The 13,104-nt window shown below is 70.5% G+C and carries 9 protein-coding genes and 1 riboswitch; of the genes, 6 read left to right on the top strand and 3 right to left on the bottom strand.

Features of this window, described 5'->3' with window-relative positions:
* Positions 1–122: 122 nt before the first annotated feature.
* Positions 123–677 carry a DUF6082 family protein gene (locus tag ABZ833_RS29085; RefSeq protein ID WP_361052337.1) on the bottom strand — a complete coding sequence of 185 codons (555 nt, stop codon included), beginning with the start codon at positions 675–677 and terminating at the stop codon, positions 123–125.
* Between the two features lie 321 nt (positions 678–998).
* On the opposite strand from ABZ833_RS29085, the gene ABZ833_RS29080 reads away from it, so the two are divergent.
* The gene (locus ABZ833_RS29080; protein ID WP_361052334.1) at positions 999–2,081 is read left to right on the top strand and encodes a GTP-binding protein; all 1,083 of its coding nucleotides are present in this window, start codon (positions 999–1,001) and stop codon (positions 2,079–2,081) included.
* Here the strand turns inward: ABZ833_RS29080 and ABZ833_RS29075 are convergent, their stop codons facing one another.
* The gene (locus ABZ833_RS29075; RefSeq protein ID WP_361052330.1) at positions 2,082–4,535 is read right to left on the bottom strand and encodes a DNA topoisomerase IV subunit A; all 2,454 of its coding nucleotides are present in this window, start codon (positions 4,533–4,535) and stop codon (positions 2,082–2,084) included.
* Positions 4,536–4,748: 213 nt separating this feature from the next.
* On the opposite strand from ABZ833_RS29075, the gene ABZ833_RS29070 reads away from it, so the two are divergent.
* The 4 genes from ABZ833_RS29070 (at position 4,749) to ABZ833_RS29055 (ending at position 9,604) form a co-directional block, all read left to right on the top strand.
* Positions 4,749–6,104, top strand: a complete 1,356-nt coding sequence (locus ABZ833_RS29070; protein WP_361052327.1) for a pitrilysin family protein — start codon at positions 4,749–4,751, stop codon at positions 6,102–6,104.
* On the top strand, positions 6,101–7,486 hold the full coding sequence (locus tag ABZ833_RS29065) for a pitrilysin family protein (protein WP_361052324.1): 1,386 nt from the start codon (positions 6,101–6,103) through the stop codon (positions 7,484–7,486). The genes ABZ833_RS29070 and ABZ833_RS29065 overlap by 4 nt, the downstream gene beginning before the upstream one ends.
* Before the next feature lie 209 nt (positions 7,487–7,695).
* Positions 7,696–7,859: riboswitch (cyclic di-AMP (ydaO/yuaA leader) on the top strand.
* Between the two features lie 12 nt (positions 7,860–7,871).
* Positions 7,872–8,672, top strand: coding sequence for a M23 family metallopeptidase (locus ABZ833_RS29060; RefSeq protein ID WP_249587285.1), 801 nt, complete (start codon positions 7,872–7,874; stop codon positions 8,670–8,672).
* A gap of 215 nt (positions 8,673–8,887) precedes the next feature.
* Positions 8,888–9,604: a GntR family transcriptional regulator gene (locus tag ABZ833_RS29055; RefSeq protein ID WP_361052321.1), complete on the top strand. Its 717-nt coding sequence runs from the start codon at positions 8,888–8,890 to the stop codon at positions 9,602–9,604.
* A 158-nt stretch (positions 9,605–9,762) separates the two neighbouring features.
* On the opposite strand, the gene ABZ833_RS29050 is transcribed toward ABZ833_RS29055, so the two are convergent.
* A complete protein-coding gene (locus ABZ833_RS29050) occupies positions 9,763–10,044 on the bottom strand; it encodes an HPr family phosphocarrier protein (protein ID WP_249587283.1) in 282 nt (93 codons plus the stop codon).
* Between the two features lie 211 nt (positions 10,045–10,255).
* Here ABZ833_RS29050 and ABZ833_RS29045 point away from each other — a divergent pair, with 211 nt between their 5' ends.
* The gene (locus ABZ833_RS29045) at positions 10,256–13,096 is read left to right on the top strand and encodes a GNAT family N-acetyltransferase (protein WP_361052318.1); all 2,841 of its coding nucleotides are present in this window, start codon (positions 10,256–10,258) and stop codon (positions 13,094–13,096) included.
* Positions 13,097–13,104 lie beyond the last annotated feature (8 nt).

The raw sequence follows: 13,104 nt of genomic DNA, 5'->3' as shown, positions 1-13,104 counted from the left end.
GAAGGTTTGGGGTGCGGCGTCTGGGGTACAACGCGACGCGCGCGCCCACCCTAGGGACTGTCAATGCCTGAGACAAGCTGGGGCAACCCCGCGCGTCAGCTCGGCGAAAGAATCAACTCGCCTTATTCGCAAGGTGGTTCGCCCACCACCCACCACTCGTCGGTGTCCGCTTCCTCCAGATCCCGTATGAGCTTGTCGACCATTCGGCCCATGCGGGCCTCGTCCGAAGCGTCCAGCAGGCTGGCTCGATGCGGTCGCGTGGCCTGCCAGTAGCTGCGGAAGATGGGGTTCTGACAGATGAGGCGCAGGTGCCCGTGCACCTCTTCCCAGGTGAAGTTCCCGACGCGCCAGAACAGCAGTGCGTTGGTGTACACGGCGTTGGCGAAGAGGTACTGACGGAGTGTCCGGGCGTCGAGTGTCACGTCGAAGGTGTCCAGGACGGCCGCCAGGTCAGGGTCGTCCATCGCCTTGCTGAGCATGTCGAACTGCAGCCGTTGTTGCGCGATCAAGGTGGTGTTCTGCTGGTGCTCCGACGGTTCTGTGCACACGGTGCGCAGCCGCAGCGCCCCGTGCTTGCGTTGCTGAGCGGTCAGGACCGTCAGAGCCCCGACGGTGAAAGCAAGGCCCGCGACGGCTGCGGACCCCAACCCCCGTATCCCAAATTTCTGTGTGGCCATGTCAACCCCCGAATCGGCGACCGTCCGCCGGTCGTCGGATGCGGGTCGACAGGGAGAGGACCGGCGAGCGATGGGCGGCGCGCTTGCCGCCTTCCAGGATGCCGAGCGGCTCTGATCGGCAGGGAGGCGGAGAGGAGGCGCACGGAAGGCAGCTGTGGTCGCATGTCCCGGCGCCGTGCCCAATGTGTGCCCCGCCTGCGCCGCTAACAATCGTTCACTTCGCGGTGTTTCTACGCGCTCGTATCCTGGGGCAGCATTCATTCGTCGTACGAGAGCTGGCGCCCGCGCCGGTGCACGCGTCAGTGTGAAAGGGGTCGCACGTTGACTCAGCCGTGTGCCGGGCAGATCCCGGTCGTCGTCCTGACCGGCTTCCTGGGTTCCGGTAAGACGACCCTGCTCAATCATCTGCTCCACCGCAGCGGCGGCAGCCGGATCGGTGCCATCGTCAACGACTTCGGGTCCATCGAGATCGATGCCATGTCCGTCGCCGGGCAGCTCGGTGACTCGACCGTCTCGCTCGGCAACGGATGTCTTTGCTGTGCCGTGGATGCCGGCGAACTCGACGAGTATCTGGAGCGGCTCGCCCGGCCCTCCGCGCGCATCGACGTCATCGTCGTCGAGGCCAGTGGTCTCGCTGAGCCGCAGGAGCTCGTGAAGATGGTGCTCGCCAGCGAGAATCCGCACATCGTGTACGGAGGGCTCGTCGAGGTCGTCGATGCTGCCGAGTTCGACGCGACCCGGGAGCGGCATCCCGAAGTCGACCGGCATCTGGGGATCGCCGATCTTGTCGTCGTCAACAAGGTCGATCGCGTTCCCGACACGGAGCGGGAGCGGATTCTCGGCGTCGTCCGGGGGTTCACCGACCGTGCGGCCGTCGTCGCCGCGTCGTACGGACGCGTCGACGTCGAGCTGCTTCTCGACCGCAAGCCCGTGGGGGAGCGGGTCGGGCAGCTGTCCTTCGACGACCTGCATCACCATGAGCCGGAGGACGCGCACCACGACCACCTGCACTCCGCCTACGAGAGCCTCTCCTTCTCCTCCGAAGTGCCCATGAGCCCCCGCCCCTTGATGGCCCTCCTCGACAGTCGGCCCGAAGGGCTCTACCGCATCAAGGGGTACGTCGATTTCGGCGCCGCCGACCCGCGCAACAAGTACGCCGTGCACGCCGTGGGGCGGTTCCTGCGCTTCTACCCCGAGCCGTGGGCCCCGGGCGAGTCCCGGCTCACCCAGCTCGTGCTCATCGGGGCGGGCATCGACGTACCCGCCTTGGAGAAGGAGCTCGAGGCGTGCCGTGAGTACGCCCCACAGGCCGGTGCCGATGACGAGCACAGCATGTGGGGCGTACTGAGGTACGTTCAGGACGTCCAAGAAGCCGAAGACTTCCAAGAGCCTCAGCGCGACTGACTACGCAGGGCCCGCCACCGCCGCCACCGGCTTCGCCAGGGAGACGCCCGAGCCGTCGCGGCGCGGGTCGATCTCCGGCAGCTCCGCAGGAAGGCCACTGCGCTGGGCTGCGAGCGGCGGCGTCGGTCCCGCCCACGCGAAGCTCAGGCAATCTTCTCCCTTGAGGAAACGCTGGACGCGAACTCCGCCCGTGGCCCGGCCCTTGCGGGGGTACTGGTCGAACGGCGTCACCTTGGCCGTCGTCTGCACCGAGTCGTCGAGCGTGCCGCGCGAGCCCGCCACCGTGAAGACCACGGCGTCCACGGCGGGATCCACCGCCACGAAGGAGATGACCTTGACGCCGTCCGCGAGCTTGATGCCCGTCATGCCGCCCGCCGGGCGGCCCTGCGGACGGACCTGCGAGGCCTGATAGCGGAGCAGCTGGGCGTCGTCCGTGATGAAGACCAGGTCCTCCTCGCCCGTGCGCAGCTCTGCCGCGCCGACGATCCGGTCACCGTCCTTGAGGGTGATGACCTCCAACTCGTCCTTGTTGGACGGGTAGTCCGGGACGACGCGCTTGACCACGCCCTGTTCGGTGCCGAGGGCGAGGCCCGGGGAGGACTCGTCCAGGGTCATCAGGCAGATCAGGCTCTCGTCCGCCTCCAGGGAGAGCAGCTCCGAAACCGGCGCGCCTCCGGAGAGGTTCGGCGCCGCATGCGTCTCCGGAAGCTGCGGGAGGTCCACCACGGAGAGGCGGAGGAGCCGTCCCTCGGACGTCACCGCGCCCACCTCGCCCCGCGCGGTCGCGGGGACGGCGGAGACGATCACGTCGTGCTTGACGCGCTTGGTGTCGCTCTCGGCGAACGGCTCGCCATTGGCCGTGCGGGCGAGGAGGCCGGTCGAGGAGAGGAGCACGCGGCACGGGTCGTCCGCCACCTGCAGCGAGACCGTGGGCGCCGGGGTGCCCGCCGACTCCAGGAGGACCGTGCGCCGGTCCGTGCCGAACTTCTTGGCCACGGCGGCCAGTTCGGCGGAGACCAGCTTGCGCAGCTCCGCGTCCGACTCCAGGATCCGGGTCAGCTCGTCGATCTCGGCCTTGAGCTTGTCGCGCTCGGACTCCAGCTCGATGCGGTCGAACTTGGTGAGGCGGCGCAGCGGCGTGTCGAGGATGTACTGCGTCTGGATCTCGCTCAGCGAGAAGCGCTCCATCAGGCGCTCCTTGGCCTGCGCGGAGTTGTCGCTGGAGCGGATGAGGCGGATGACCTCGTCGATGTCCAGGAGGGCGACCAGAAGCCCCTCGACCAGGTGCAGCCGGGCCTGCTTCTTGCCGCGGCGGAACTCGCTGCGGCGGCGCACGACGTTGAAGCGGTGGTCGAGATAGACCTCGAGGAGCTCCTTGAGGCCGAGCGTGAGGGGCTGGCCGTCCACCAGAGCGACGTTGTTGATGCCGAAGGACTCCTCCATCGGCGTCAGTTTGTAGAGCTGCTCCAGGACGGCCTCCGGGACGAAGCCGTTCTTGATCTCGATGACCAGGCGCAGGCCGTGCGAGCGGTCCGTGAGGTCCTTGACGTCGGCGATGCCCTGGAGCTTCTTCGAGCCGACCAGGTCCTTGATCTTCGAGATGACCTTCTCGGGGCCCACGGAGAAGGGCAGTTCGGTCACGACCAGGCCCTTGCGGCGCGCGGTCACGTTCTCGACGGCCACCGTCGCGCGGATCTTGAAGGTGCCGCGCCCTGATTCGTACGCGTCCTTGACCCCGGTCAGGCCGACGATGCGGCCACCCGTGGGCAGGTCCGGGCCCGGCACGAAACGCATCAGCGTCTCCAGGTCGGCCCCGGGGTGCTTGATCAGGTGGCGGGCCGCGGCGATGACCTCGCCGAGGTTGTGCGGCGGCATGTTCGTCGCCATGCCGACGGCGATGCCCGACGCGCCGTTGACCAGGAGGTTCGGATAGGCCGCCGGCAGGGTGACCGGCTCCTGCTCCTGACCGTCGTAATTCGACTCGAAGTCGACTGTGTTCTCGTCGATCGACTCCGTCATCAGGGAGGTCGCGTCGGCCATCTTGCACTCGGTGTACCGCATGGCGGCCGGCGGGTCGTCGTTGCCGAGCGAGCCGAAGTTGCCGTGGCCGTCCACCAGCGGAAGCCGCATGGAGAAGGGCTGGGCCATGCGCACGAGGGCGTCGTAGATCGACGCGTCGCCGTGCGGGTGCAACTTACCCATGACCTCGCCGACGACGCGGGCGCACTTCACATAGCCCCGGTCGGGGCGCAGGCCCATCTCGCTCATCTGATACACGATCCGGCGGTGCACCGGCTTCATGCCGTCACGGGCGTCCGGCAGGGCGCGCGAGTAGATGACCGAATACGCGTACTCGAGGAAGGAGCCCTGCATCTCGTCGACGACGTCGATGTCGAGGATCTTCTCCTCGAACGACTCGTCGGGCGGCGGGGTCTTCGTGCTGCGGCGGGCCATCGCTGCTGCGGCTCCTTCATGGTGTCTGCCAGGGCATCAACGGGATCTGACGCCGACCATTGTGGACTGTCCCACTGACAACGCCGACCACGACCCGGACTTCGGCCGCGACTACGCCGAGCGCGGAGCGGGAACTTCACCGGTTGTCAGCACGCTTGCATACAGTGGCACGACTGGCAGAATTTCCAGCTTTTCGCGATCGAAGGGACGTACATGCCCATGGGTCACACGGCCACAGCCGAGGCCGGCTCCGGCGGCCTGACAGCGACCGAGCACCGGCTGGCCAACGGCCTGCGCGTGGTGCTCTCCGAGGACCACCTGACCCCGGTCGCCGCGGTCTGCCTCTGGTACGACGTCGGTTCGCGCCACGAGGTCAAGGGCCGTACGGGCCTCGCCCACCTCTTCGAGCACCTCATGTTCCAGGGCTCGAAGCAGGTGCACGGCAACGGCCACTTCGAGCTGGTGCAAGGCGCCGGCGGTTCGCTCAACGGCACCACGAGCTTCGAGCGCACCAACTATTTCGAGACGATGCCCACACACCAGCTGGAGCTGGCCCTGTGGCTCGAGGCCGACCGGATGGGCTCGCTGCTCTCCGCGCTCGACGACGAATCCATGGAGAACCAGCGGGACGTCGTCAAGAACGAGCGCCGCCAGCGCTACGACAACGTTCCGTACGGCACGGCGTTCGAGAAGCTGACCGCCCTCTCGTACCCCGAGGGCCACCCCTACCACCACACGCCGATCGGCTCCATGGCCGACCTGGACGCGGCGACGCTGGAGGACGCGCGGAACTTCTTCCGTACGTACTACGCGCCCAACAACGCCGTCCTGTCGGTCGTCGGCGACATCGACCCGCAGGAGACCCTCGCCTGGGTCGAGAAGTACTTCGGGTCCATCCCCTCGCACGACGGCAAGCAGCCGCCGAGTGACGGCTCGCTGCCCGACACGATCGGCAAGGAGCTGCGCGAGGTCGTCGAGGAAGAGGTCCCGGCCCGCGCCCTGATGGCCGCCTACCGCCTCCCGGAGGACGGCACGCGCGCGTGCGACGCGGCCGACCTGGCGCTCACGGTCCTCGGCAGCGGCGAGTCCTCCCGGCTCTACAACCGCCTCGTGCGCCGCGACCGCACGGCCGTGGCGGCCGGATTCGGCCTGCTGCGCCTGGCCGGAGCCCCCTCGCTCGGCTGGCTCGACGTGAAGACGTCCGGCGACGTCGAGGTCCCCGTCATCGAGGCGGCCGTCGACGAGGAGCTCGCCCGCTTCGCGGAAGAGGGCCCCACCGCCGAGGAGATGGAGCGCGCCCAGGCACAGCTGGAGCGCGAGTGGCTCGACCGGCTCTCCACGGTGGCGGGACGCGCGGACGAACTGTGCCGGTACGCCGTCCTGTTCGGCGACCCGCAGCTCGCCCTCACCGCCGTCGGGCGCGTGCTCGACGTCACCGCGGAAGAGGTCAAGGCGGCCGCGGCGGCCCGCCTGCGCCCCGACAACCGCGCGGTGCTCGTGTACGAACCCATCGACGCCACAGCCGGTGCCGAAGCCACCGACGAGGACGAAGAGGAGGCGGCGAAGTGACCGAGGCCGCAACGATGCAGTTCCACCCGCAGCCCCAGGCGGGCACCGCACGGCCGTGGGCTTTCCCCGCGCCCGAGCGCGCCACCCTGGACAACGGCCTCACCGTGCTGCGCTGCCACCGCCCCGGCCAGCAGGTCGTCGCCGTGGAGATCCACCTGGAGGCGCCGCTCGACGCCGAGCCCGCGGGCCTCGACGGCGTCGCCACGATCATGGCGAGGGCCTTCAACGAAGGCACCGACAAGCACTCCGCCGAGGACTTCGCCGCGGAACTCGACCGCTGCGGCGCCAGCATGGACGCGCACGCCGACCACCCCGGCGTCCGCGTCTCCCTCGAAGTCCCGGTATCCCGCCTCCCGAAGGCGCTCGGCCTGCTCTCCGACGCCCTGCGCGCCCCCGCCTTCGCGGACAGCGAGATCGAACGCCTCGTACGCAACCGCCTCGACGAGATCCCGCACGAGGCCGCCAACCCGGCGCGCCGCGCCGCCAAGGAGCTCTCCCGGCAGCTGTTCCCGGCCACCGCGCGCATGTCGCGCCCCCGCCAGGGCACCGAGGAGACGGTCACGGCCATCGACTCGGCGGCGGTGCGCACCTTCTACGAGAAGCATGTGCGTCCCGCCACGGCGACCGCCGTCGTCGTGGGCGACCTGACCGGCGTCGACCTGGACGCCGTCCTGGCCGACACCGTCGGCGCCTGGACGGGCGGCACGGCCGAGCCGCGCCCGGTGCCCCCGGTGACCGCCGACGACACCGGGCGTGTCGTCATCGTGGACCGCCCCGGCGCCGTCCAGACGCAGCTGCTCATCGGCCGCGTGGGACCGGACCGGCACGACCGCGTCTGGCCCGCGCAGGTGCTCGGCACGTACTGCCTGGGCGGCACCCTCACCTCACGCCTGGACCGCGTCCTGCGCGAGGAGAAGGGATACACCTACGGAGTGCGGTCGTTCGCCCAGGTCCTGCGGTCCGCCCCGGACGGCACGGGCGCCGCGATGCTCGCCATCAGCGGCTCCGTGGACACGGAGTCCACGGGTCCGGCCCTCGACGACCTGTGGAAGGTCCTGCGCACCCTCGCCGCCGACGGCCTCACGGATGCCGAGCGCGATGTCGCGGTGCAGAACCTGGTGGGCGTGGCCCCGCTCAAGTACGAGATGGCGGCCTCCGTCGCGGCCACCCTCGCCGACCAGGTCGAGCAGCACCTGCCGGACGACTTCCAGGCGCAGCTCTACCGCCAGTTGGCCGCGACCGGCACCGTGGAGGCCACCGCCGCCGTGGTGAGCGCCTTCCCCGTGGACCGGCTGGTGACGGTGCTCGTCGGTGACGCCGCGCAGATCGAGGAGCCCGTCAGGGCGCTCGGCATCGGTGAAGTGAGTGTGGTCACGGGCTGAGCGCGGCCTGAGTGACAGTCAGGACATATCGGGACCCCAGTGGCCGAAATTGGCTCCTGGGGTCCTCATATGTCCGAATTGGTATGGAGGTTACGTGTCTGACCTGTGGCGTGCGCTACAAAAGTGTTGATCCGTTTGTCGATTGAAAGATGCCCCGCTTAGCGTTCGGTCCGGCTGTTCGTCATGCAGTACGCCGCATCCGCGGCACCGGACAGTCATCGCCGAGTCCCCGTACGGCGCGAGCCAGGGGAGCCGGGGACCCACATGTCCCCTTGGGGTGAATCGGGCACCTTGCCGCAAGGTGAGGGACTCGTAGGAGACCTTCCTGCTCCGAACCCGTCAGCTAACCCGGTAGGCGAGAAGGAAGGAAAGGATCAGCCGCTTCATGGCGTTCACCCGTGCCACCGGGAAGCACCGTCGCCCGAGCCGCCTCACGCGTACCACCGCGAACGTGGCGGGCGTCGCAGCCCTCACCACCACCGGTGTCATCGGAGGCCTGGCCGCTCCGGCGCTCGCCGCCGACGACGCGGCTCTTGAGCACACCGGCCTCACCCAGGCGATCTCCGTCGGCGACACGCTCGCCCAGAGCATCGACGCGCAGGCCGCAGCCCAGCAGCAGGCCGCCGACGACGCCGCAGCCGCCAAGAAGGCCGAAGAGGCCGCCAAGAAGAAGGCCGAGGAGGCCAAGCGCAAGGCGGAGGCCGAGGCGAAGGCCAAGGCCAAGAAGGAGCGCGAGGCCAAGGAGCGCGCCGCTCGCGAGGCCGAGCGCAAGCGCCTCAACAGCTACGTCTCCCCGATCGCCGGCTCGTACGTCTCCACGGGCTACCAGACCGGCGGCGCCATGTGGTCCTCCGGCAGCCACACCGGCATCGACTTCCACGCCGCGTCCGGCACCTCGGTCCACGCGGTCGGCTCCGGCACCGTCGTCGAGGCCGGCTGGGGCGGCGCCTACGGCAACAACGTGGTCATCAAGATGAACGACGGCACGTACACCCAGTACGGCCACATGTCGTCCCTCGGTGTCACCGTCGGCCAGGCGGTCACTCCGGGCCAGCAGATAGGCCTCTCCGGCTCCACGGGCAACTCCAGCGGCCCGCACCTGCACTTCGAGGCCCGCACCGGCGAGGACTACGGCACGGACATCGACCCGATCGCCTACCTCCGCTCGCACGACGTCAACGTCTGATCCGGTCCGGACCCAGGCGGTCGCACGAAGCGCAACTGATTCACCGAAAGCCCCGGCTCGTCGCGAGCCGGGGCTTTCGCCGTTCCCGCCGTGCCTTTGGCCAAAAGTATCCATGGATTTCGGCCGACCGTCGGAAATTCAGCCGCCCTGCAATAGAGTCACTGAAAAGGCGTCGATCGACCGCGTTTCGCGGGGATTAAGGCGGAGGTCAGGTCATGCGCATTCCCGCGCACTCGGTGTGCACGGCCATCCGGGACGACATCGTCTCCGGTGTCTACGAACGGGGCGGCCGGCTCACCGAGGAACTGCTCGCCCGCCGCTATGGAGTCTCCCGCGTCCCCGTGCGCGAGGCCCTGCGCACCCTGGAGGCCGAGGGCTTCGTCGTCACGCGGCGGCACGCGGGCGCGTGCGTCGCCGAGCCGACCGAACAGGAGGCGGCCGACCTCCTGGAGATCCGCACGCTTCTGGAGCCGCTGGGGGCCGCCCGCGCCGCACAGCGCCGCACGGAGGCGCACCTGAAGGTCCTGCGCGGCCTCGTCAGGCTGGGCCAGGAGCGCTCCAGGCGCGGTCAGAGCGAGGATCTGCGCTCCCTGGGCGGCTGGTTCCACGAGACCCTCGCCCAGTCGTCCGGCAGTCCGGGCCTCACGGCGCTGCTCACTCAGCTCCGGCACAAGATCGCCTGGATGTACGTGGTCGAGACGTCGGCCGCCCCCGTGGAGGCCTGGGCGGAGCACGCCGCGATCGTCGACGCGGTGGCGCGCGGGGACGCGGAGCGGGCCAGGTCGCTCACCGCGGCCCACACGGAGCGGGCGACGGCCGTGCACCGGCTGCGCCTTCCCTCGCGGGGTGATCGGGGCCGGGACCGTGATCGCGACCGTGATCGTGTGAGGGATTCGCAACATGCCGTAAACACGGTGGGCCTCCGGCATTAACAGAGGCGCCGTATACAAAGAAGTGTTATTCGGCGGGGGATTATTTCTGCTGCCCGAATGCGGCGAGAGTTCCGGGTATTCGCTGAATGTGAGCAGAAACGCCGAAGGGCCCGCCCCTATTTCGGGCGGGCCCTTCGGCGTATGAGTACCAGTCTTTACTAGACGGTCTCGGGGAGTTCCTCGAGGCCGTCCGCGACCAGCTTCGCCAGACGGTCGAGAGCGGCGTCCGCGCCCTCGGCGTCGGAGGCGAGGACGATCTCCTCGCCGCCCTGCGCGCCCAGGCCGAGCACGGCGAGCATGGAGCCGGCGTTCACGGGGTTGCCGTCAGCCTTGGCGATCGTCACGGGGACGCCGGCGGCGGTGGCCGCGCGGACGAAGATGGAGGCGGGTCGGGCGTGGAGGCCCTCGGCCCAGCCGACGTTGACGCGGCGCTCAGCCATGTGTTGCTGCCCTTCCAGGTGTTTCACACTTGTCTAGACCAGTGTCTCATGCCGTCACGAGTGCTCCGCGGGACGTCGGTCCGCACCCGGTCGACGGCTGGTCCGTACTCCTTCGACCGTACGTCCTTGTGCCACGGGGCCCGCGTCCCGGCCCTCGACGACTCCTAGCCTGCCCCGGCCGCGGCGCCCCCGCGACCCGTACCCTGGCCCCATGCAGACCCCGTCGGACCGGCACGCATACCCCTCCCACTGGGAAGCCGATGTCGTCCTGCGTGACGGAGGCACCGCCCGGATCAGGCCGATCACGGCCGAGGACGCGGACCGCCTGGTCAGCTTCTACGAGCAGGTCTCGGACGAGTCGAAGTACTACCGCTTCTTCGCGCCCTACCCCCGCCTGTCCGCCAAGGACGTGCACCGCTTCACCCATCACGACCAGGTGGACCGGGTGGGTCTGGCCGCCACCGTGGGCGGCGAGTTCATCGCCACCGTGCGCTTCGACCGCATCGACTCCCGCGGGATGTCCGCGAGCGCGCCCGCCGACGAGGCCGAGGTCGCCTTCCTCGTGCAGGACGCCCACCAGGGCAGGGGCGTCGCCTCCACGCTCCTCGAACACATCGCCGCCGTCGCCAGGGAGCGGGGCATCCGCCGCTTCGCCGCCGAGGTGCTGCCCGCCAACACCAAGATGATCAAGGTGTTCACGGATGCGGGCTACCAGCAGAAGCGCAGCTTCGAGGACGGCGTCGTACGCCTCGAATTCGATCTGGAGCCGACCGACCGCTCGCTCGCCGTGCAGCGCGCCCGTGAGCAGCGGGCCGAGGCGCGGTCGGTGCAGCGGCTGCTCACGCCGAAGTCGGTCGCCGTGATCGGCGTCGGGCGCACGCCGGGCGGTGTGGGCCGCAGCGTCCTGCGCAATCTGCGCGAGGCGGGCTTCACGGGGCAGCTGTACGCGGTGAACAGCGCGTTCGACGAGGGGGCCGAGGTCGACGGGGTGCCCGCGTACCGCTCCGTGCGGGACATCGACGAGACCGTCGAGCTCGCCGTCGTGACCGTGCCCGCCGAGCGGGTGCCGCAGGCCGTCGCCGAGTGCGGTGAGCGCGGGGTGCTCGGGCTCGTCGTGATCTCCGCCGGGTACGCCGAGAGCGGTCCCGAAGGGCGGGAGCGGCAGCGCGAACTGGTGCGCCAGGCGCGGTCGTACGGCACGCGCATCCTCGGCCCGAACGCCTTCGGGGTCATCAATACGTCGCCGGACGTGCGGCTCAACGCCTCGCTCGCCCCGCATCCCCCCGAGCGCGGGCGGATCGGCCTCTTCACCCAGTCCGGCGCGATCGGCATCGCGCTCCTCTCCGGGCTCCACCGGCGCGGTGCGGGCCTTTCGACCTTCGTGAGCGCGGGCAACCGCGCGGACGTGTCCGGCAACGACGTGCTCCAGTACTGGTACGAGGACCCGGACACCGATGTCGCCCTGATGTACCTCGAATCCATCGGCAACCCGCGCAAGTTCACCCGGCTCGCCCGGCGCGCGGCGGCGGCGAAGCCGCTGGTCGTGGTGCAGGGGGCGCGGCACAGCGGGATCGCGCCCACGGGGCACACGGTGCAGGCCACGCGGCTTCCGTACGCCACGGTGTCGGCGCTGCTGCGCCAGGCGGGGGTCATCCGGGTGGACACCGTCACCGAGATGGTGGACGCGGGGCTGCTGCTCGCCGGGCAGCCGTTGCCCTCCGGGCCGCGGGTCGCGATCCTCGGCAACTCCGAGTCGCTCGGGCTGCTCACGTACGACGCGTGCGTCGCCGACGGGCTCCGGCCGCTGCCGCCTCTGGACCTGACCACGGGGGCCACCCCGGACGACTTCCGGGCCGCGCTCGCCGATGCGCTGTCGGACGACGCCTGCGACGCCGTGATCGTCACGGCGATCCCCTGGGTGGGGGAGGACGGGGCCACGGGGTCGCCCGAGGGCGAGGAGCTCGCCGCCGCGCTGCGGGAGGCGGCCGCCGGGTGCCCCGCGAAGCCGGTGGCCGTGGTCCACGTGGAACTCGGCGGGCTCGCCGAAGCGTTGGCCGCCGCGACGCGGACTCGCCCTGACGCCCCTGCCCCCGCACCCGGCAGCGGGGGCTGTGCCCACCCGTCCCGCCCCGCGGGACGCCTGCCCACAGCGACGCCGACAGCAGCCACGGCGGGGGAGGCCTACCGCATCCCCGCCTACCCCGCCGCCGAACGGGCCGTCCGTGCCCTCGCCCAAGCCGTGAAGTACGCCCAGTGGCGGCGCGAGGCCAGGGAGCCCGGGAAGGTCCATGAGTACGAGGACATCGACGAGAGCGGCGCCGCCCGGCGGATCGGCGAGCTCCTTGTCGAGCAGGACGACCCGCGCGGCGCCACCCTCGCCCAGGACGACGCCCGCGAACTGCTCGGGCGGTACGGCATCGACGTACGGGACGCCCGGCCCGCGCCCGACCCGGACGCGGCCGTGGCGGCCGCCCACGCGCTCGGCTACCCCGTGGCCCTGAAGACCACGGCCCCGCACCTGCGCCACCGCGCCGACCTCGGCGGCGTGCGGCTCGACCTGGCGGACGAGGAGCAACTGCGCCGCGCCTACGCCGAATTGACCGAGGCCTTCGGCAAGCCCGCCGAGCTGCGGCCCGTCGTGCAGGCGATGGCACCCCGCGGCGTGGACACCGTCGTCCGCGCGGTCATCGACCCGGCGGCCGGAGCGGTGCTCTCGTTCGGGCTCGCCGGCGCCGCGTCCGAGCTGCTCGGCGACACCGGGCACCGGCTGATCCCGGTCACCGAGCGCGACGCGGGCTCCCTGGTCAGATCCATCCGGACCGCCCCGCTCCTCTTCGGCTGGCGCGGCTCGGCGCCCGTGGACACCCCGGCCCTGGAGGAGCTCCTCCAGCGGGTCTCGCGCCTCGTGGACGATCACCCCGAGGTGGTCGCCGTGTCCCTGGAACCCGTGGTCGTGGCCCAGCGCGGCCTCTCCGTGCTCGGCGCCTCCGTGCGGCTCGCACCCCCGCCCGCCCGCAGCGACCTCGGCCCGAGGGCGCTGCCCGGGTACTGAGGCGGCCG

It is taken from the genome of Streptomyces sp. NPDC047525, from assembly GCF_040643025.1.
GTDB classification, from domain to species: Bacteria; Actinomycetota; Actinomycetes; order Streptomycetales; family Streptomycetaceae; genus Streptomyces; species Streptomyces durmitorensis.
This window is presented reverse-complemented; position numbering and strand designations above follow the sequence as displayed.

Coding starts and splice junctions, on each gene's coding strand:
- ABZ833_RS29085 (WP_361052337.1), bottom strand. CDS start 677: ATGGCCACACAGAAATTTGGGATACGGGGGTTGGGGTCCGCAGCCGTC.
- ABZ833_RS29075 (WP_361052330.1), bottom strand. CDS start 4,535: ATGGCCCGCCGCAGCACGAAGACCCCGCCGCCCGACGAGTCGTTCGAG.
- ABZ833_RS29070 (WP_361052327.1), top strand. CDS start 4,749: ATGCCCATGGGTCACACGGCCACAGCCGAGGCCGGCTCCGGCGGCCTG.
- ABZ833_RS29060 (WP_249587285.1), top strand. CDS start 7,872: ATGGCGTTCACCCGTGCCACCGGGAAGCACCGTCGCCCGAGCCGCCTC.
- ABZ833_RS29055 (WP_361052321.1), top strand. CDS start 8,888: ATGCGCATTCCCGCGCACTCGGTGTGCACGGCCATCCGGGACGACATC.
- ABZ833_RS29050 (WP_249587283.1), bottom strand. CDS start 10,044: ATGGCTGAGCGCCGCGTCAACGTCGGCTGGGCCGAGGGCCTCCACGCC.
- ABZ833_RS29045 (WP_361052318.1), top strand. CDS start 10,256: ATGCAGACCCCGTCGGACCGGCACGCATACCCCTCCCACTGGGAAGCC.